This is a genomic window from Duganella violaceipulchra, assembly GCF_019166075.1.
In the GTDB taxonomy this organism is placed as follows: Bacteria; Pseudomonadota; Gammaproteobacteria; order Burkholderiales; family Burkholderiaceae_D; genus Rugamonas; species Rugamonas violaceipulchra.
In genome coordinates this window covers 40,822-61,132 of record NZ_JAHTGR010000005.1, presented here as the reverse complement: position 1 = coordinate 61,132, position 20,311 = coordinate 40,822, and the positions used below count along the sequence as shown (strand labels likewise).

The 20,311-nt window shown below is 66.0% G+C and carries 15 protein-coding genes and 1 tRNA gene; 4 read left to right on the top strand and 12 right to left on the bottom strand.

The genetic code is table 11. From position 1 onward, the window contains the following. Positions 1-6 precede the first annotated feature (6 nt). A tRNA-Phe gene (locus KVP70_RS11120) sits at positions 7-82 on the bottom strand. A gap of 122 nt (positions 83-204) precedes the next feature. Here KVP70_RS11120 and KVP70_RS11115 point away from each other — a divergent pair. Further along, positions 205-1,605: a M20/M25/M40 family metallo-hydrolase gene (locus KVP70_RS11115; RefSeq protein ID WP_217942230.1), complete on the top strand. Its 1,401-nt coding sequence runs from the start codon at positions 205-207 to the stop codon at positions 1,603-1,605. Positions 1,606-1,608: 3 nt separating this feature from the next. Here the strand turns inward: KVP70_RS11115 and KVP70_RS11110 are convergent, their stop codons facing one another. The 6 genes from KVP70_RS11110 to KVP70_RS11085 all read right to left on the bottom strand — a co-directional run bounded on the left by KVP70_RS11110 (position 1,609) and on the right by KVP70_RS11085 (position 9,201). Beyond that, entirely contained in the window at positions 1,609-2,919 is a 1,311-nt protein-coding gene (locus KVP70_RS11110; protein ID WP_217942229.1) for an alpha-amylase family glycosyl hydrolase, read from the bottom strand. An 8-nt stretch (positions 2,920-2,927) separates the two neighbouring features. Then, a complete protein-coding gene (locus KVP70_RS11105; protein WP_217942562.1) occupies positions 2,928-5,273 on the bottom strand; it encodes a S9 family peptidase in 2,346 nt (781 codons plus the stop codon). Between the two features lie 130 nt (positions 5,274-5,403). Beyond that, complete coding sequence (locus KVP70_RS11100) at positions 5,404-6,816, bottom strand: MFS transporter (protein ID WP_217942228.1); 1,413 nt, start codon at positions 6,814-6,816, stop codon at positions 5,404-5,406. An 87-nt stretch (positions 6,817-6,903) separates the two neighbouring features. Beyond that, entirely contained in the window at positions 6,904-7,476 is a 573-nt protein-coding gene (locus KVP70_RS11095; protein ID WP_020704644.1) for a hemerythrin domain-containing protein, read from the bottom strand. Positions 7,477-7,838: 362 nt separating this feature from the next. Beyond that, positions 7,839-8,549, bottom strand: coding sequence for an SDR family oxidoreductase (locus KVP70_RS11090; RefSeq protein ID WP_217942227.1), 711 nt, complete (start codon positions 8,547-8,549; stop codon positions 7,839-7,841). A gap of 73 nt (positions 8,550-8,622) precedes the next feature. Continuing rightward, positions 8,623-9,201: a TetR/AcrR family transcriptional regulator gene (locus tag KVP70_RS11085; protein ID WP_217942226.1), complete on the bottom strand. Its 579-nt coding sequence runs from the start codon at positions 9,199-9,201 to the stop codon at positions 8,623-8,625. Between the two features lie 186 nt (positions 9,202-9,387). Here KVP70_RS11085 and KVP70_RS11080 point away from each other — a divergent pair, with 186 nt between their 5' ends. Both KVP70_RS11080 and pepN read left to right on the top strand, forming a co-directional pair. Next, positions 9,388-11,445: a S9 family peptidase gene (locus tag KVP70_RS11080; RefSeq protein ID WP_217942225.1), complete on the top strand. Its 2,058-nt coding sequence runs from the start codon at positions 9,388-9,390 to the stop codon at positions 11,443-11,445. Positions 11,446-11,507: 62 nt separating this feature from the next. Next, the gene (pepN, locus tag KVP70_RS11075) at positions 11,508-14,144 is read left to right on the top strand and encodes an aminopeptidase N (RefSeq protein ID WP_217942224.1); all 2,637 of its coding nucleotides are present in this window, start codon (positions 11,508-11,510) and stop codon (positions 14,142-14,144) included. 49 nt (positions 14,145-14,193) lie between these two features. Here pepN and KVP70_RS11070 read toward each other — a convergent pair whose 3' ends face one another. From KVP70_RS11070 to KVP70_RS11055, 4 genes are all read right to left on the bottom strand, one after another. Further along, entirely contained in the window at positions 14,194-14,592 is a 399-nt protein-coding gene (locus tag KVP70_RS11070; protein WP_217942223.1) for a hypothetical protein, read from the bottom strand. Positions 14,593-14,621: 29 nt separating this feature from the next. Next, positions 14,622-15,374 carry a hypothetical protein gene (locus tag KVP70_RS11065; RefSeq protein ID WP_217942222.1) on the bottom strand — a complete coding sequence of 251 codons (753 nt, stop codon included), beginning with the start codon at positions 15,372-15,374 and terminating at the stop codon, positions 14,622-14,624. Positions 15,375-15,442: 68 nt separating this feature from the next. Then, on the bottom strand, positions 15,443-16,474 hold the full coding sequence (locus KVP70_RS11060; RefSeq protein ID WP_217942221.1) for a hypothetical protein: 1,032 nt from the start codon (positions 16,472-16,474) through the stop codon (positions 15,443-15,445). A 51-nt stretch (positions 16,475-16,525) separates the two neighbouring features. Further along, positions 16,526-17,674 carry a TIGR04552 family protein gene (locus tag KVP70_RS11055; protein WP_217942220.1) on the bottom strand — a complete coding sequence of 383 codons (1,149 nt, stop codon included), beginning with the start codon at positions 17,672-17,674 and terminating at the stop codon, positions 16,526-16,528. Positions 17,675-17,851: 177 nt separating this feature from the next. On the opposite strand from KVP70_RS11055, the gene KVP70_RS11050 reads away from it, so the two are divergent. Next, a complete protein-coding gene (locus tag KVP70_RS11050; RefSeq protein WP_217942219.1) occupies positions 17,852-19,252 on the top strand; it encodes a GntP family permease in 1,401 nt (466 codons plus the stop codon). Here KVP70_RS11050 and KVP70_RS11045 read toward each other — a convergent pair. Beyond that, the gene (locus KVP70_RS11045) at positions 19,218-20,126 is read right to left on the bottom strand and encodes a DUF2167 domain-containing protein (RefSeq protein WP_217942218.1); all 909 of its coding nucleotides are present in this window, start codon (positions 20,124-20,126) and stop codon (positions 19,218-19,220) included. The genes KVP70_RS11050 and KVP70_RS11045 overlap by 35 nt on opposite strands. Positions 20,127-20,311 lie beyond the last annotated feature (185 nt).

Here is a 20,311-nt window from a genome sequence, read left to right as displayed (position 1 = left end):
TGTTCTTGGTGGCCCGGGGCGGAATCGAACCACCGACACAAGGATTTTCAATCCTCTGCTCTACCAACTGAGCTACCAGGCCAAGGGCCGCAATTATAGCAGACGCTCCCAGGGGTTTGGCAAGGCCCCGACAGCACTTTTATTGACAGTAACATTTCATGGGTATAAATTTAGTCGCTTTGGCATGACCTCGATAGGGACACTATGAAGCGGGCGACTTGGCTGGTGGCGGGATTGACGGTGGCGGGCGCGGCGCATGGCGCCGATTTGACGCCGGTACAAAAACAGATGCGCGAGATTTACCAGGAACTGGTGGAAACCAATACCACCAATTCGACCGGCTCCTGCACGGTGGCGGCCAACAAGATGGCCAAGCGCCTGAAAGCGGCCGGCTATCAGGACGCCGACCTGCACCTGATCGTGCCGCCGGGCGGCCCGGCCAAAGGCAACCTGGTGGCGCGCATCAAGGGCGACGGCAGCAAGAAGCCGCTGCTGCTGCTGGCCCACATCGACGTGGTCGAGGCCAACCGCGCCGACTGGGTGCGCGATCCGTTTAAGCTGGTCGAGGAAGACGGCATGTTCTACGCGCGCGGCGCCTCCGACGACAAGGCCATGGCCGCGTCCTTCGTCGCCAACATGATCCGCTACAAAAAGGAAAAGCTGGCGCCCAAGCGCGACGTCATCATGGCCCTGACCTGTGACGAGGAAATGGTGCCCAGCAAATTCGACGGCGCCGAATACCTGTTCAACCACCACCGCGCGCTGATCGACGCCGAGATCGCGCTGAACGAAGGCGGCAGCGGCCTGCTGGACAAGCAGGGCAAGCCGGTGCGCCACGGCATCCAGGCCGGCGAAAAAATCTACCAGACCTTCCAGCTGGAAGTGACCAATCCCGGCGGCCACAGCTCGGCCCCGTATCGCGACAACGCCATCTACCACCTGGCCGACGGCCTGTCGCGCCTGGGGCAGTTCGCCTTCCCGTTCAAGCTGTCGGCCGTCACGCGCGCCTATTACGAACGGATGTCCAGCGTGGAGCAGGGCCAGGTCGCTGCCGACATGAAGGCCATCCTCAGCGATCCGCCCGACGCGGCCGCGCTGGAGCGCCTGTACGCGGTCAGCCCGGTGCACAACTCGACTGTGCGCACCACCTGCGTGGCGACCAAGGTCGATGCCGGCCATGCCGACAACGCGCTGCCGCAGCGCGCCCGCGCCACCGTCAACTGCCGCATCCTGCCGGACGAGAAGGTCGATGATGTGCAGGCCACGCTGCAACGCGTGCTGGCCGACGACCAGATCAAGATCACCCGCATCGGCGAGGGCCTGAGCGCGCCGATGCCGCCGTTGACGCCGGCCCTGATGAACGCAGTGGAAGAGATCAGCAACGATATGTGGCCGGGCGTGCCGGTGATCCCGACCATGTCGACCGGCGGCACCGACGGCCGCTTCCTCAACAGCGGCGGCATCTGGACCTACGGTATCAGCGGCATGTTCGGCGGCCCGGAAGGCAGCGGCGCGCACGGCTTGAATGAACATATCCGCGTGAAGTCGCTGTACGATGGCCAGGAGTACCTGTACCGCCTGGGCAAGCGCCTGGCCACCGAGTAGCGCTTATTCGGGCACGACGATGCGCCAGCGCCACGGCTTGAGCACGGCCGGGCCTTCGTCGCCGGCCAGCTTGTACTTCTGCAGGGTGGCGGTCGGGTTGACGATCACCCGCACGCTGTTCTTGCCCTGCGTGCGCTTGAACGCAAACAGCTGCTCGTTGCCGACGTCGAGCAGCTGCACCACGCCGCCGCTGGCGCCGTTCCACAGCGCCTGGTTTTCCTTCTTCAGCTGATTCAGGCCGGCGTAGAAGCCTTCCAGCTCGTAGCTCTTCCAGTCGACCGGATCTTTCTCGAAGAATTCCAGCTTCTTGTCCAGCCGTGCCTCCTGTCCGTTGTAGACCAGCGGGATGCCGGGCAGGGTGTAGCTCAGCACCGCCATCGCGCCGTAGGCCGGGCCGTACAGCTCCTTGTCCGTGCCCTGCCACGAATTGATGTCGTGGTTGTTGGTGAACTGCAGGCGGTAGGCGTCGCGCGGATACGCCTTGGGCGGATTGGCCACAAAGGCTTTCAGTTCAGCCGCTCCGGCCTGGCCCTTGCCGATCTTTTTCATGATCTCGTTGAGCGGCCAGTCGTAGCTGGCGTCGAAGGCCTTCTCGTGCAGCGCCGGCTCGTTCCACTCCGCCAGCATGAACACCGGCTTGATCTTGTCGAGTTGCGCGCGCGCCTGGTTCCAGAATTCGGTCGGCACCAGGCCGGCGGCGTCGCAGCGGAAGCCGTCGATGCCGGCCTCGCGCACCCAGAACGCCATCGCGTCGGTCATGCCCTTCCACAGCTCCTTGTTGCCGTAATCGAGGCCGATCACGTCGGTCCATTCCTCCGTGCCGCCCGTTTCGTTCTTGAAGGTGACGGAGTGGATTTCGCCCTTGTTGTTCTTCTTGTACCAGTCGGGATGCTGGGTGGCCCAAGGATGGTCCCAGGCCGTGTGGTTGCCCACCCAGTCCAGGATCACGTGCATGCCCAGCGCATGCGCCTGCTTCACCAGCTTGCGCAGGTCGTCCATGCTGCCGTAGTCCGGGCTGACGGCGGCGTAGTCCTTCACCGCGTAGTAGCTGCCCAGCGTGCCCTTGCGGTTTTGCTGGCCGATCGGGTGGATCGGCATCAGCCACACGATGTCCACGCCCATCTGCTTGAGGCGCGGCAGCGTGGCGGAGAAGGCGTTCAGCGTGCCTTCCTTGCTGTACTGGCGCAGGTTCACTTCGTAGATGTTGGAACTGCGGGACCAGGCCGGGTGTTTCACGCCGGTGGTGTCGGCATGGGCCGCGAGCGGTCCATGCATCAGTGCTACCAGCGGCAGCAGGGCGGCAAGCTTTTTCATGAAGTTCCTTATGGTTTCAGCGTGCGTTCAAACAGCTGATAGATGCGGCGGTATTCGTCGTACCAGCTTTCCGGATGCACGAAGCCGTGACGCTCCAGCGGATACGGCGCCAGTTCCCAGTTATCCTTTTTCAGTTCGATGAAGCGTTGCGCCATGCGCACCGAGTCCTGGAAGAACACGTTATCGTCGATCATGCCGTGGGCGATCAGCAGATTGCCTTGCAGCTTGTCGGCGTATTCGATCGGCGACGAAATCTTGTAGGCGTCCGGGTCCAGCTCCGGCGTGTTGAGGATGTTGGCGGTGTACTCGTGGTTGTAGGTGGTCCAGTCGGACACGGGACGCAGCGCGGCGCCGGACTTGAACTGCTCCGGTGCGCGCAGCAGCGCCATGAAGGTCATGAAGCCGCCGTAGCTGCCGCCGTAGATGCCGACGTTCTTAGGATCGCCCTGCTGGTTGGCCACCATCCAGTTCAAGCCGTCGATGTAGTCTTCCAGTTCCGGGTGGCCCATCTGGCGGTAGATCGCGGTGCGCCATTTGCTGCCGTAGCCGAGCGAGGCGCGGTAGTCCATGTCCAGCACGATGTAGCCTTTTTCCACCAGCAGGTTGTGGAACATCTGCTCGCGGAAGTAGACCGGGTAACGCTTGCTGACGTTTTGCAGATAGCCCGCGCCGTGCACGAACATCACCACCGGATATTTTTTACCAGCTTCCAGCGTGGCCGGGCGATACAGCTTGGCCCACACCGGATCGGCGCCATGGGTGGACGGCACGGCGACGATTTGCGGCGTGATCCACTCGCGCGCCTTGAAGTCGGCGCTGCGGGTGTCGGTCAGCTGGGTGGCGGCGCCGCCGCTGCTGGCGACGGTGGCGATCTGCGTCGGCATGTAGGCGCTGGAGTAGCGCACCAGCAGCTTGCGACCGTCCGGCGACAGCGCGAAGCTCTCGACGCCGCCCAGCGAGGTCAGTTCGTGCAAGGCGCCGTCCTTGGTGGAGGCGGAGCATACCTCGTAGGTGCCCGGCAGTTTGGGATTGCACAGGAAGTAGACGATGCTGCCGTCGGCGTTCCATTCGATCTCGCTGGCTTCCCACCGCCCGGAGGTCAGTGCGCGTGCTTTGCCGTCAGCCGTTTGCGTGTACAAGTGGGCGTAACCGCTTTCCTCCGACTGGTACCACAGCGTGCTGTTGTCCGGCTGCCAGCCGAAATCGTTGCCGCGGTTGCTGACCCAGGCGGCGTCGCTCAGGTGGTGCACCGGTTTCAGTTTGGCGCCGGCCAGGTCGACGGTGGCGATCCAGCGGTCCTTGTTGTCGATCGCCTGCGCCATCACGGCGACCTGCGCGCCGTTGGTGCTCCAGCGGATCGAGTCTTCGCGGTTTTCGAAGCGCAGGCCGCGATTGCCCTTGAGCGGGTCGAGCTTGTGCGCCGCGCGCAGTTCGGCCAGCGGGTCGACGGCGATGCCGGGCAGGGTGTCGAACGACAGCTCGGTCACCTTGCGGGTCGACAGTTCAACCAGTTTCAGTTGCTGCGGCAGCGGGCCGGTGTCGCTGACGCGCTTGCGCTGGTCGTCGCTTTCTTCGTAGCCCGATTCGGTCACGTACTTGGCCAGCTTGCCGACGCGGCGCTTGTCGCCGTCCTTGGCGCTGGTGACCACCAGTAGGTAGTGGCCGTCCGGCGACAGCGCGCTGGTGTCGATGACGACCTTCTCGCCGAGGTAGACCGGCAGCGGTGCGCGCGTCGGGTCGGCGCTGCGTTCGGCGTTGCGGCGGTCGCGCGTGGCGTCCTTTTCTTCCTTCAGGCGCGCCAGCGTGGACAGCAGGCGCAGTTGCAGGTCGCGGCGGCTGTCGGCGTCCGGCGCGGCGTCCGGGTCCTTGGCGGTGCGCAGCAGCGCCACCGGCGACACCAGGCGCTCGGCGCGGTTCCAGCTGAACCAGTCGGCGCCGACGCGGAACTGCACGTGGGCGCCGTCGGCGGCATACTGCGGATCGACGGCCGGCGTGGTGCCGCGCAGGATCTGCGTCAGCGCGCCGGTCTTCAGGTCGCGTTCGAACAGGTCGCCGTTGCGCAGCAGGATGGCGCGCGTGTGGTCACGGTTGTAGACCGGCGCGGCGGCGTCCAGGTTGGCCAGCTGCTTGTCGTCGACCAGTTTGGCCGCGCCGGCGGCGATCTGGAAGGTGTCGCGCAGCGGCGAGCCGGCGCGTTTCTGCTTGTAGTAGACCTGGCGGCTATCCCAGCCCCACCATGCGGCTTCCACCGGATTGCCGATCCAGTCGGGGTTGGCCATCGCCTGGTCCAGCGTGATCGGGGTGGCGCCGGTGATGGATGCTGCGCCGGCGCTGGCGGCGAACGAGCCGGCCATGGCGGCGGCTAAGAAAGGCAAGACAAAACGCATCGGTAGTTTCGCTTTGAGGTTGGGTGAACGGGAGCGTCGGATCGCGACGCGACCACGATTCTAGCCCAAGCCTCAGTGACCTGTAATGCTTAAATCTTCAGTTGCGGGCCATCTTGTCGCTGCTGCCATGGCGCGCGTCCGGGCCGCCGTGGCGTGGCGCCAGCCGCAAGGCCAGCAACAGGATGGCGCCGGCCGCCAGGGTCATGGCGATCAGCACGGCCAGCATGGCGGCGCTGCCGCCCCACGCCAGCAGGCGCGCGCTCAGTACCGGCGCGAACGCCCCGCCCAGCAGGCCGAAACTGAGCACCAGCGCGATGCCGGCCGGCGCCCGCCGGCGCGACAACAAATCTGTGACGATGGCGATCAGCAGCGGCGCCGCCGAGGCGATGCCCAGCGACGCCAGCACCAGTCCGGCCAGCGACCAGGCCATGCCGTCGTTGGCGGCCAGGGCCAGCGCCAGGCCGCCGGCGGCCAGCACCATGCAGGCGACGAAGTGGCCGCGCCGCTCGCGCCGGCGGTCCGAGTCGTAACCGATGGCGATCATGCCGACCACTCCCGCCAGACTGGGGGCGGCGGCCAGCAGGCCAGGCTGCATATGGCTTGCTTCGGCCCAGCGCTGCATCAGCGCCGGCGCCCAGGACAGCAGCGCGTAGCTGGCGCCGATCAGCAGCAGGTTGGCGGCGGCCAGCAGGCACAGGGCACGCTCGCGCAGCAGCGAGGCGATGATGTCGGCGGTGGAGGTGGCGGGCGGCGCGGCGTCGTCCGGCGCCGGCTGGCCGGGAGCCAGGGCCGCCTGCAGCTGAGCTTCGTCGCGTTCCAGGTCCTGCTCGACCATCAGCTGTTCGAACGGCGACAGCCAACCGGCATCGTCGGGACGTTCATCCAGATAGCTGTAGACGACGGCGCCCAGCAGCACGGCCGGCAGGCCTTGCGACAGCAGCAGCCATTGCCAGCCTTGCAGGCCGGCCACGCCCTGCAGGACGGCCAGCGTGGCGTCGCACAGCGGACCGGCGGCGACGCCGGCCAGCAGCGCGGCCGAGGCGAACACCGCGAACGCGCGCGCGCGGCGCGGCGCCGGATACCACCAGCAGAGGTAGAGGATCACGCCGGGAAAGAAGCCGGCTTGGAACGCGCCCAGCGCGAAGCGCAGCGCGTACAGCTGGAACGGTGTGCGGACGAAGGCGGCGGCGGCCGACACCACGCCCCAGCCCAGCATCAGGCGCAGCAAGGTGCGGCGGGCGCCGGTTTTTTCCAGCAGTAGGTTGGCGGGCAGGGCGAACAGGCAGCAGCCGGCGAAGAACAGGCCGGCGCCCCAGGCATAGACCTGGTCGTCGAACGCCAGGCTGGCCTGCATCCGCCCTTGTGCGTAGCCGAGGTTGATGCGGTCCAGGCAGGCGACCGCGTAGCACAGCATCAGCAGTGGCAGCAGGCGCCAGCTGATCTTGCGATAAATGGCGTCCATGCCGGCGGCGCCGCGAAGGTGCAGTACGGTGGCGGTATGGGTCTGCATGCAGACGATATTATCTGCACGATATTGCTTAGGCAAGCTTTAGCGGCGCGCGTCGGAACTCAAAACAACAGTGCTTCGTCGCCGCGCTCAGGCCGCCGCCGCGCCGGAGCCCAGGTCGTAGATGCGGGCGCGGCGCGGACGCAGCTCCGGCTGGGTGGCGGCGCCGTTGTCTTCCTGCGCCAGGAACTGGCTGCCGATCTCGAACCATTCTTCGCTGGAGATCACTTTCTGCGCCAGCGGCAGCAACTCCTGTTCTTCCTTGTCGAGGCGCTTGAGCAGGTTCTGGCAATACAGGTCCACCGTGCGGCACAGGAACTTGCCTTGCGTAGCGCTGCGGCGCATGGCGCGGCGCAGGCATTTGTGCACGGCGTTGAGCATGGCGCCGCCGAGCCGGCTCAGCGATTCGAGGTCGTTCATCAGCGCGCCGCAACTGGCGTCGGCCGCGCGCACGGCCGGCATCAGGCACACCTCGACCTTGCGCTGGTGGCGCGTCTCGGCAAAGGTGGTCAGTTCCTTGAGCTGGGATTCGATGAACACAGGATCGATTTCCTGCGGGCGGCGCGCGATCGACTGCACGTATTGCAGCAGACGGGCGATAAAGTGGCGTTCTTTTTTTTGTTCGATGGATAGTGTCAATAAGACATAGGTGGCAGTGAGCATAACGTTTCCCGTATTTCGTCTGACTTCGGCTGCGCGGCAAGCGTTGAATGACGGACGCGCCCGAGGTGAAGGCTGCTACCTTAGCGCGGTGACGGACTCATTCAACGTCGATTTACAATTGTTCACAACTGGTCGTGTGGCAATAACAGTATCGAAATAAAATCGCGAAGATTACCGGCGGGGAAAACGAGTTGACTACACGCCATGCCGGTCGTGAACGTGCGGTCTCTTCCTGACTGAGTAGGAAATTATGCACCCATTTTGACGTTGAAAATACGTGATTTATTGCGTCGATCAAAAATATTTTGTATCTGGCCACGCCGATGTTTCACCGCGGCCAGATTGCTGCGCTGCGGTGGCTATCAGGCCGCGCGCGGCTGGCCCAGGTAGGCGCTGCGCGGTGCGGTGAAGCCCTGTTTGACCTGGCGCGCGGTGTCGTCGGCCAGCACTTCGTCCTGGCCCGCCTCCAGCGCGGTGACGATGGCCAGCGCGACGTCGGCCGGGGCCGCTTTCGGCGCGTCGACGCCGTCGGTCATGTCGGTGTCCATATAGCCCATGTGGGCGCCCAGCACCTGCGTGTTCTGCGCCTGCAGCTCGCCGCGCAGGCCGTTGGTCAGGGCCCAGGCGGCGGCCTTGGAGACGCTGTAGGTGCCGCTGGTCGGCAGGCTGATCCAGCTCAGCGCCGACAGCACGTTGACGATGGCGCCGCCGCCGTTGCGCTTGAGCGTGGCGGCGAAGGCCTGGCTCAGCGCCATCGGCCCGAACAGGTTGGTCTCCAGTTCGGCGCGCGCCGAGGCGACCGCGTCCGGCGTGGAGACGCCGCTGCCGGTGAAGATGCCGGCGTTGTTGATCAGGATGGTCACGTCGGGCAGGGCCTGCGCGGCGGCGGCGATGTCGGCGCCGTTGGTGACGTCGATCTTGACCGGCGTCACGCCGGCCAGCGTGACGGTGGCGGGATCGCGGGCGCCCGCGTACACCTTGCGCGCGCCGGCGGCGAGGGCCGCTTGCGCCAGCGCCTTGCCCAGGCCGCGGTTGGCGCCGGTGATGAAGACGACAGCATCTTTGAAGTTCATGGTGATTCCTTTCAGTGGGTAAGATCAAAAAACAATATGACCGGTCATCTTAAAAATGGCCGAAAAAAAAGCATCACAGCAAAATACGGTTCAGCACCATGTCGGCGTAACGGTCCAGCGGCGCGCGGCTGTGGGACGCCTTCGCGTGCAGCACCGCGCCCTGCCAGGCGTCGATGACGAAATGGGCCAGCTCCAGCGCCGGCTGCGGGGCGGCGATGCTGCCGTCGCGCTGGCCTTCGGCGATGACCCCCGTCAGGGCGGCCGCCCATTCGTCGTAGGCCAGGTGCAGTGCGTCGCGCATGGCCGGGATCTGGGTCGACAGCTCGCTGCTGAAATTGCCCAGCAGGCAGCCGCAGTTGTAGTCGGTCGCGGTGTTGGCGCCGATCAGCAAGTCGAAATACGCCCGCAGCCTGGCCTTGGGCGCCTGGCTGGCGTCGTCCAGCACGTCGAGATAGCCGGCCGCCGCCGCGCGGTAGCGCTGCAATACTTCCAGCCCCAGCGCTTCCTTGCTGGCGAAGTGGTTGTAGAACGAACCCTTCGGCACTGCGGCAGCTTCCGTGATGTCCTGGACGCTGGTGGCGTTGAAGCCCCTGCTGTGCAGCAGGTTCAAGCCGGCGGTGACGATTTGCTCTTTGACGTGTGGTTTAGCCATGCGCTAAATATGACCGGTCGTCTTAAAAAAGTCAAGCATTGTTTCTGCGGCCGTTGCAAGGCGTCCGGGCGATGTATCCGCAAGTAACAGCCGGGTAACAGTTTTGCTTGCTGCACTGCGATCTTGGTATCATGCCGGCAGCCGGCCACCAGCCGGTATTTTTCTTATAACGTCGGAGATCACCGAATGAGACTATCACTGCTGCTGTTGGGGACCGCGATCGCGGCGTCCAATGCCTGGGCCGCGCCGCGCGGCTTTACCGTTGAAGACATGGTCAAGATGGAGCGCGTCGGCAGCCCTGTGCTGTCGCCGGACGCCACCCGTGTCGTCTACACCGTGCGCTCCACCAACCTGGACAAGAACCGCGGCAACACCCAGCTGTGGATGCTGGACCTGCGCGCGCCCAAGGCCGCGCCGGTGCGCCTGACCCAGGCCGACGCCAGCAGCAGCGATCCCGAATGGTCACCCGCCGGCGACGCGGTCTACTTCCTGTCGGCCCGTTCCGGCGCGCAGCAGGTGTGGCGCTTGCCGCTGGCCGGCGGCGAGGCGGCGCGCGTGACCGACCTGGCGCTGGACGTGGAAAACTTCCGCCTGTCGCCGCAGGGCGACCGTCTGGCGCTGAGCCTGGCCGTGTTCCGCGATTGCGCCGACCTGGCCTGCAGCAAGGCGCGCCTCGATACGCAGGGCAAGGCCAAGGCCAGCGGCAAGGTCTACGACAAGCTGTTCGTGCGTCACTGGGACACCTGGGCCGATGGCCGCACCAACGTGCTGTACGCGGCGCCTATCGACGCCAGCGGCAAGGTCAGCGCGCAGCCGGTCAGCCTGTCCGGCATGCTCGACGGCGACGTGCCGTCCAAGCCCTTCGGCGACCACGACGAATACCATTTCAGCCCGGACGGCAAGACCGTGGTGTTCTCGGCCCGCATCGCCGGCAAGACCGAGGCCTGGTCGACCAACTTCGACGTCTACACCGTGGCGGCCGAAGGCGGCGCGCCCAAGAACCTGACCGCCGACAACCCGGCCTGGGACACCAGGGCGATCTACTCGCCGGACGGCAAGACCCTGGCCTACCTGGCGATGGACAAGCCGACCTTCGAGGCCGACCGCTACCACCTGGTGCTGCTCGACGTCGCCAGCGGCAAGAAGCGCACCGTCGCCGACAGCTGGGACCGCTCGATCGCCGACTACCGCTGGACCCCGGACAGCAAGACGCTGCTGGCGACCGCCGACGACATCGGCCAGCACCGGCTGTTCGCCATCGACGCCGCCAGCGGCAAGGTGACGGCGCTGACCGGCAACGGCTACGTCAGCGGCTTCGACGTCGCGCGCGACACGGTCGTCATGGCGCAGGCCAACCTGGCGTCCGGCGCGCAGCTGTTCAAGTTCAAGCTCGGTGGCACGGCCGACAAGGCGCAGCAGCTGACCACGCAGAACGCGCAGGCGCTGGCCGACGTCAAGTTCGGCGAGTACGAGCAGTTCTCCTTCACCGGCGCCAACGGCGAGACCGTCTACGGTCACGTGATGAAGCCTTGGAACGCCCAGCCCGGCGTGAAGTACCCGATCGCCTTCCTGGTGCACGGCGGCCCGCAGGGCAGCTTCGGCAACTCGTGGAGCTATCGCTGGAATCCGCAGGTGTACGCCGGCGCCGGCTACGCCACCGTGTTCATCGACTTCCACGGCTCGACCGGCTACGGCCAGAAGTTCACCGATTCGATCAGCGGCGACTGGGGCGGCAAGCCGCTGGAAGACCTGCAAAAAGGCCTGGCCGCGGCGGTGCAGAAGTTCCCGTGGCTGGACCGCGAGCGCAGCTGCGCGCTGGGCGCGTCCTACGGCGGCTTCATGATGAACTGGATCGAAGGCAACTGGGCCGACGGCTTCAAGTGCATCGTTAACCATGACGGCGTGTTCGACACGCGCGGCATGGCCTACGCCACCGAAGAGATCTGGTTCACCGAATGGGAAAACGGCGGCGCCTACTACGACGTGCCGGAACTGCACGAGAAGTTCAACCCGGCGCTGAAGGTGAAGAACTGGAAGACGCCGATGCTGGTGGTGCAGGGCGACCTGGACTTCCGCATCCCGACCACGCAGGGCCTGGGCACCTTCACCGCGCTGCAACGGCGCGGCATCCCGAGCCAGCTGCTGATGTTCCCGGATGAAAACCACTGGGTGCTGAAGCCGGCCAACTCGCTGCTGTGGCACCACACGGTGATCGACTGGCTCGATACCTACCTCAAAAAATAAATCCAGTTTAACGATGCAACGCCCGCAACCACTGCGGGCGTTGCCTCATTCAAGGAACACCGATGAAAAAATACATGATCGTGGCCGCCATCGCGCTGGCCTACGGCGCCGCGCAGGCCGCTGCCGCACCAGCGGCTCCGCGCGCCGAGAACGCCTTCCTGTCGCAAGCCGACGCCGCCGCCCGCTCGGCGCGCGTGGCCAATGTCGACTACACGCTGGACTTCACGCTGACCGGCAAGGAAACCTTCTCCGGCACCACCACGCTGGGCTTCGACCTGAGCGACGCCGGCGCGCCGCTGACGATCGACCTCGACAAGGCCACCATCCTCAGCCTGAACGTCAACGGCAAGGAAGTGGCGCCGCAATACAACCAGTGGTTCATCACCATTGCCGCGAGCGAGCTGAAGGCCGGGCGCAACAGCGTCACCATCAGCTACACGCGCCTGCACAGCACCAACGGCGAGGGCTTGCACCGCATGGTCGACCCGGTCGACAACCGCGTCTACACCTACTCGCACTTCGAGCCGGCCGCCGCGCACCAGATGTTCCCGGTGTTCGACCAGCCCGACCTGAAGGGCACGTATGAGATCACCGTCACCGCGCCGGCCGACTGGGTGGTGTCGTCGACCAAGCGCGAGACCGGCATCCAGGACATCGGCAACACCAAACGCTGGACCTTCCCGCGCACCAAGAAGCTGAGCTCGTACAACTTCGCCATGCACGCCGGCCCGTACAAGGTGTGGGAAGACCACGGCGGCCCGTACCCGATGCGTTTGTTCGCGCGCCAGTCGGTGGCGTCGCAGGTGTCGCCGCAGGACTGGTTCAACTACACCCGGCGCGGCCTGAAGTTTTTTGACCAGTACTTCGGCGTGCCCTACCAGTTCGAGAAATACGACCAGCTGCTGGTGCCGGACTTCCTGTACGGCGCGATGGAAAACGCGGCCGCGATCACCTTCGCCGAACGCGGCTTCCTGTACCAGGACGAGATGACGGCGGCGCAGAAGCAAAGCCTGGCCGGCGTCATCATGCACGAGATGGCGCACCAGTGGTTCGGCGACCTGGTGACCATGAAGTGGTGGAACGGCCTGTGGCTCAACGAAAGCTTCGCCTCCTTCATGGGCACGCTGGCCACGGCCGAATCGACCGAGTTCAGCAACGCATGGCAGGGCTTCTACTCGGGCGCCAAGCAGGGCGCCTACGTGCAGGACCAGCGCGTGACCACGCACGCGATCGAAACGCCGGTGCCGTCCACCGCCAACGCCTTCGACAACATCGACGCCATCACCTACTCCAAGGGCGCGTCGACCCTGAAGCAGCTGCGCCACCTGCTGGGCGAGGAAGTGTTCCGCCAGGGCGTGCACAACTACCTGGTCAAGTACTCGTACCAGAACGCCAGACTGGACGACTTCATCGGCAGCCTGGGCGAGGCCGCGCACCGCGATTTGAGCGGCTGGACCAGGCAGTGGCTGTACGAGCCGGGCGTGAACACCATCGCGGCCGAATTCAGCTGCGCCGGCGGCAAGATCAGCAAATTCAATCTGCGCCAGAGCGCGCCAAGCAAGGCGATGCCGACGCTGCGCGAACAGCGCGTGCAGCTCGCCCTGTTCAACCTGGGCGCGGACGGACTGAAGCTGGGCAAGAACGTCGCCGTCACCTACCAGGGCGCCAACACCGCCGTGCCGGAACTGGCGGGCGCGGCCTGCCCGGACCTGGTCTATCCGAACTACCAGGACTGGGGCTACGCGCAAGTGCAGCTGGACAAGAAATCCTTCGCCACCGCGCAGTCCAGCCTGGCCAAGGTGGACGATCCGCTGCTGCGCTCGATGCTGTGGCAAAGCCTGTGGGACGGCGTGCGCGCCGCCAAGCTGCCGCTCAACGAGTTCCTGAACACCGCGCTGGCCAACGCGCCGGGCGAGAAGGACTACACGCTGCTGGGCGACGTCACCAGCAAGATCCGCAGCGCCAGGGCCTACCTCGATGAGATGGGACCGTCGGCGTCCGGCTACCAAGGGCAGATGGCGACGCAGCTGGAGCAGATGGCGTTCGCCGCCACCCAGGCCGCCAGCGGCGACCACAACTTCCAGCGCCGCTGGTTCGCGACCTATCTGGACATCGCCAGCACCCCGGCCGCGCTGGCCCAGCTGGCCGACATCCTCAACGGCAAGTTGGTGGTGCCGGGCCTGAACGTCAGCCAGGACGTGCGCTGGGACATCGTCAACCGCCTGAACCGCTACGCCCATCCGGGCGCGGCGGCCTTGCTGGCGGCGGAACAGGAGCGCGACCAGTCCGACAGCGGCCAGGCCGCCGCGCTGGGTGCGACCGTGGTCCAGCCGGACGCCAAGGTCAAGGCCGAATGGCTGGCCCAGATCACCGACCCGCAAACCAAGCTGCCGTTCTCGAAGATCCGCCGGGCGATGGAGAATATGTATCCGCCTGAGCAGGGCGCGTTGAGCGAGCTGAGCGCCAATTCGCGCCTGGCGCAGCTGGCGCAGGTCGACCAGGCCGCCGGCCCGGTCTTCATGCGCTCCTATGCCAACATGATGATACCGGCCAGCTGCACGCCGGCCAGCGTGCAGCGCCTGCAGGCGGCGGTGGGCAAGTTGAAGGACTTGTCGGCCGGCACCCGGCGCGCGCTGCTGGTGACCCATCAGGAAGACGAACGTTGCGTGGCCATCAAGAAGGCGATGACCGTCAACTAACATCGACAGCTGAAAAACGACCCGCGCGCCGCAATGCCCGCGGGTTTTTTTATGGCTGGGCGTTTTCCAGGTTCAGCACGCAGCGGCCGGCGCGGCAGACGGCGCCGGGGTCCACCGCCAGCATGCAGTTCGACAGCACGTGGCTGCGCTTGTCTTCCTCGACGCGGGCGGCCGCGTGTTGCGCGACCAGCTGCTTGAGCTGTGCGCCATCCTGCGCGCGCTCGGACCAGGCGATGTAGCGCTCCGGTCCGCCGCAAGCCTTGGCGCCGACGGCGATGCTGTGGCATTGGCTGTCGCGGTCGCAGCCGGTGTCGGCGTTCTGGGCCTGGATTTTTTGCCACAGCGATGCGGTGCTTGGCGGGGCGGGCGGCGCGCTGCCGCAGGCGGTGGCGATCATCATCAGCGCGCCGGCGGCGGCCAGCCGCAGGGGGAGGAGGTAGGTTTTCATGTCCACATCATGATCCTGTCCGGCAGGCTTTACAAGCGCTCGCTCCAGCGCGCCTTGCGCGCCATCCGGTCCGGGCCGAACAGGATGACGAAATCGGCATAATGCGCCTCGCCATCCTTGGCCGGCCTGAGCGACGGATAGCGGTAGCGCCACACCTGGTAGCCGCTGTCGAAGCGGATCACGCTGGCCGGCCCCAGCGCGGCCTGCATCTGCTGCGTGCTGCGGTGGTCGTCGGCCACGGCGATGTCGGCGGCGCCGGGCGGATCGTCCTGGTAGCTCAACTCCAGCAGCGTGTCGTCGGACCAGCCGTGATCCCACAGCGGCGCGTAGAAGCTGCGGTCCAGCAGTACCTGGCAATCGCAGAAGGGCAGGGTGGCCGGCGTCTGCGTGCCGCCGGCGTACAGCAGGTCGAACGGCAGCGCTTCGCTGCGGGCGACCAGGGCCGCGTCTTCCTTCAGCGCCTGGGCGTTGAGTTCCAAGGTGAAGGTGTGGTCGGGCGCCACCGGCACCGGCAGCGACACGGTGTCGCCGGCCACGCGCAGGGTGATGCCGGCTAGCCGGGTGGTGGGCAGGCGCGGCAGCAGTTCGAAGCGCAGCGTGGCCTGCGGCGCCAGCGCATGCTCGCGCGCGAAGCGCTGCGTGCCGGCGATCATCTTGCGGTAGGATTTATCGACCGGGTCGCGCGTGGCCGTGACCGTCACGCGCGGCGGCGCGGCGTCCTGGCCGTGGGCGGCGCCGGCCAGCGCCGCGGCCAGCAGCCATGCTTGGACTAGCTTGCGCATCGCCGCTTCCTCCGCCTAAAACTCCATGGTAGAGCCCCAGGCGGAACAGCGGCGCACCGCTGGCCTGCTTACAGGTGGCTCAGCTGCCAGGTGCCGGTGCCGCCGCCCGGCTTGCTCCACGTGCCATGGATGCTCAGCGGCGAGTCGAACCTGCCGCTGAACGAGGGGCCCGTACTGCCGCCCGCGCTCAGCGAGAACGTCACGTTGCCATAGGCGTCGATCAGGCCATGGATGGTGAACTGGCCGCCGGCGCAGCTGGCGTCCAGTACACCGTCGAGGGAGACCTGGCCGGTGCAGCTGCCGTTGTCGGGGCCCGCGAAGGAGCCGGTCCAGTCGCCGGCGAAGCGCTGCACATTGAGCAGGCTGCGTCCGGTCCCGGCCTGCGCATAGCCTTGCAGTTCTGTGACGAAGCTGGACGTGTCGACTCGGCCAGACTGCGTGGTGTGGATTCTGCTGGTACTGGTTTTGATGCGGCGGCCGCTGATCGTGTCGAGCCAGCTGGTGCTTTCATCGGCGATGGCTCCACCGGAGGCATACTTGTAGCTGGCGCGGATGGACACTTTCGCCGTCTTGAAAGTACCCGCCGCCACCGTCACCGATTCCAGCGCGAGCACGGTGGTGTTCACGCTGCCGGACGTCATCGGGCTCTTGCCGCAATCGCCCTCAACGGTGCCGACTATGTTGCGGGTCCAGCTGGCGCCGACCACCAGTTCGCGCTGCTTGGCGCTGTAAGTCGACTGGAAGTTGTGTGTACAGCCGTTCTGGACGGAGCGGTCGCCGTCGCCACCGCTGTCGGCCAGGAAGTGCTCCTGTGTGTACGGCGTTGACGGGCCGTCATCCACGCTGATCTCGGTCCAGGCCCCGCTCGTTTCCACCGCGGTTACGACGTTGGTGTACGAGTAGGGCGTGCCGATCGGCGTGCCGGTGACGTCGCTCGTGCTGGTCCCTTTGTAGGAATAGAAGTCGCCCAGCGACAGCGTCGGCTGCGCCGCTGGACGGGTGTCGATTATCGGCGCGGTGGAGGCGTTGGAGGCGCCGCCACCGCCGCCACAGGCGGTCAACAAGGCGGCAATACTCAGGAGGGAAACGTGACGTAACATGATGGCCTTTTTCGGAAAGGGCATCATCTTAAGCGCTGGCTCGGATATTGTCTAGTTTGCAACCTGCTGTTCGATCCAGCGCAGCAGCTCCCGGCCGAACACGCGGGTGCGGGCGGTGTCGAGCTGGCGTTTCTTGTAGGCGTCGTGGCTGGCCGGGCCGGTCAGGCTGCGCTGGTAGCTGGCCTCGTCCATCAGCTGGATCTCGTACTCGAAGAAGAAACCGACGTCGTAGTCCTGCTCCGGCCCGGCGTCGAGCTGCTGTACGTGGATCATCTTGCGCACCGTGACCTGGATGCTGTTGAAGCCGCTGCCGCTGTGCGGATTGTCGCAGCGGGTCTGCGGCTGCGCCAGCTCGGCCAGTTCGGCGTCCATGGTTTGCAGCAGTTCTGCCGGATACTCGTCGCTGTGCTCGAGCCGGGCGCGGTATTTGTTGAAGATCAGCTTGGCCGCCTCCAGGTCCAGCAGGGTGTTGCGGGTGCGCTCGGCGTCGACGTTGGTGACCGACAGCAGGTGCGCCCGCTGCAGCGTGCGCAGCGCCAGCAGGCATTCGAAGCGGGTGGCGAACACCAGCCGCACGCCCAGGTGGTCGAAGATGTCGGCCGCCAGGTAGGCGGCTTTTTGCAGCAGCTTGAGCAGGATGCTGCCGCGGCCCTTGTTGTCCTTGCGGTCGTAGTGCAGCATCGGCAGGCAGACTTCGCCGTCGGTCAGGTAGTGGCGGTCGCCGTCGTGGCGTATCACCTCGTCCAGCGAGCCGAACACCTGGGCACGGATGGCGTGGAAGTGGCGCAGCTTGAGATTGTTGTCGATGTAGAAGATGCCGTGCATGACCTTCAGCACCGCGCACGACCACATGCGCCGCACGTCCACATGCTGGCCGCGCAGCGAGGCGTACACCAGCAGTTGCAGCGGGTCGTCGGGGTGGCTGACGTCGGCCGGAATCAGCGCCGCCTGCTCGGGCGTGAGGAAGCTGCCGGTGATGAAATCGATGGCCTCGCGGTGGGCGCGCTGGATCAAGGCGGTCGCGGCGGGCTGGTCCAGGTCGAAGCCGTACTCGCGCACGAACTGGTGGGCGTCGTGCAGATTGCGCAACGCCAGCGCCCCCAGGTCGATTGCCGACACCCCGTTGGCAATCGCGTTGAGATAACTCCAGTTGAGCGAGAACTTGCCCCCGCTCTTGAGCGAGGCTTTGAGTGCGGTCATGGCGTCAGGCAAGGGCTGCGATGATTCAGTATCGCAGTGTGTTTGACCAGCGTCAATGCTGCACCGCCGCACCCGGCGCCTCCGCTGGCATAGTGCGCGCTCTGCTTTCAGGCCAGCTACGCCGCCGCCGGTTTATCTCTACAATGAGCCGATTCCAATTGAACGAAAGGAGTCCGCATGTCCTTCCTGATCGTGCTTGCCGCACTGGTGTTCCTGATGTTGGCCGCGTATCGCGGCTACAGCGTCATCCTGTTCGCGCCGGTGGCGGCGCTGGGGGCGGTGCTGCTGACCGATCCGGGCGCGGTGGCGCCGGTGTTCAGCGGCATCTTCATGGAGAAGATGGTCGGCTTCGTCAAGCTGTACTTCCCGGTGTTCCTGCTGGGCGCGGTGTTCGGCAAGCTGATCGAGCTGTCCGGCTTTTCCGAAGCCATCGTGGTGGCGGCGATCAGGTACATCGGCCGCTCGCGCGCCAACGCCGTCATCGTCGCCGTGTGCGCCTTGTTGACGTATGGCGGCGTGTCGTTGTTCGTGGTGGTGTTCGCGGTCTATCCCTTCGCCGCCGAGCTCTACCGCCAGAGCAACATCCCCAAGCGGCTGATGCCGGGCGCGATCGCGCTGGGGGCGTTCTCGTTCACCATGGACTCGCTGCCGGGCACGCCGCAAATCCAGAACATCATCCCCACCACCTTCTTCAAGACCACCGGCTGGGCGGCGCCGTGGCTGGGCGTGATCGGCTCGCTGTTCATCCTGGTGGTCGGCCTGAGCTTCCTGGAATGGCGCCGCCGCGCGGCCATGGCCAAGGGCGAGGGCTATGGCGCCAGCGCCGCCAAGGACACCGTGCGCGCCGCCAGCACCGGCTTGCCGCATCCGCTGCTGTCGGTGGCGCCGCTGCTGCTGGTGGGCGTGGCCAACTTCATGCTGACCAAGCTGATCCCCGGCTGGTACGGCGACAGCTACGCGCTGACCATCGAAGCGCTGCCCGGCCTGCACGCGCCGGTGGCGGTGCCGGTCAAGACCGTCATCGGCATCTGGGCGGTGGAGGGCGCGCTGTTGCTGGGCATCCTGCTGGTGGTGGCGACCGCCTTCGGCCGCATCCGCGGCACCTTCGCCGAGGGCACCAAGGCCGCGGTCGGCGGCGCGCTGCTGGCGGCGATGAACACCGCCTCCGAGTACGGCTTCGGCGGCGTCATCGCTTCGCTGCCGGGCTTCCTGGTGGTCAGCGACGCCTTGCGCAGCGTGCCCAATCCGCTGGTGAACGCGGCGGTGTCGGTCAGCTCGCTGGCCGGCATCACCGGCTCGGCCTCGGGCGGCATGAGCATCGCGCTGGCGGCGATGGCGGACGCCTTCGTCAAGGGTGCGCAGGCGGCCAATATTCCGCTGGAGGTGCTGCACCGGGTGGTGGCGATGGCCAGCGGCGGCATGGACACCTTGCCGCACAACGGCGCCGTCATCACGCTGCTGGCGGTCACCGGCCTGACCCACCGCGAATCCTACCGGGAGATCTTCGCCATCACGCTGATCAAGACCACGGCGGTGTTCTTCGTCATCGCGGTGTACTACCTGACCGGACTGGTCTGACCGCCGGCGACCCGGCCCGGCGGCCGAGCAGGTAGTACAGCCAGGCGCCGCCGGCCGCCAGCGCGACCAGGATGACTTTCTTGAACGCCAGCATCAGCGCGACCAGCTTGCCGAACAGGCCCGGCTTGGCCGCGACGGCGCCGGCCACCAGCGCCGCCAGGCCGTAGTCGGCCAGCTTGTCGGTCTTGCCGTCGAAGTCGGCGTAGCGCTTGCCCGGCGTGAAATCGGTGAAGGCGGTGACGTTCCGCATCTCGCTGCTGACCTGCGCGATCTGGTCCATGCCGGCCACGGCGTTGAGCACCAGCACGCCTTCGCGGCCCAGCACCCGGATGTGGTAGTTCAGGCCGTTCTCGTTGCTGCCCTCGGTGTGCAATTCCTTGGCCCAGAACAGCTGGTGCCGCGCCGCGTCGTAGCGGGGCTGCTCGGCCCAGCCGATCAAGGTTATCGCCGCGTAGCCCTGCTCGCGGCGCGCGGTGTTGTTGTCGGCCACCGCGTCCTTCAACTGCGCCAGCAGCTCGGCGTAGTCGATGCCGCCGGCGTCGTCGTCGCGCACGTGGCCGCCCCGTTCATAGCTGACGATCACGCCCCAGCCGGTCGCGCCCAGGGGATCCACATTGGTCGGCAAGAGCATGCCCAGGGTCGGCGCGCCCGGCGGATTGCCCCAGCCGTCGACCAGCAGCTTGTGGCTGTCTTGCGGATTCAGATAGCGGAAGTGCGGCGGCAGGTCCAAGGTGGCGATGCCGCCCGGCAGCGTGACCTTGCCGGTCTGGAAATGCAAGCCCGCCAACAACTGCTCCGGTGGCGTGTCGGCGGCGCCGGCCGGCAGCGCTGCGCACAGGATCAGGCACCACAGGGCGGTCAGGACACGGCGCATCGTCACTCCTTGTTAGAAAGGCCATATCCTACAGGAAATAATTGCGTATTTGGTAATTATTTCAAACCGTGTGCGGTGTGGCTGAAACGGTACGCCCGGCATGCGCCTGCATGATTGCCGGTGAGTTGATTTCATGTCAGTATTGCCTCGCAGTTTTAATTAAAATAAATCGGAGACAGATTTGA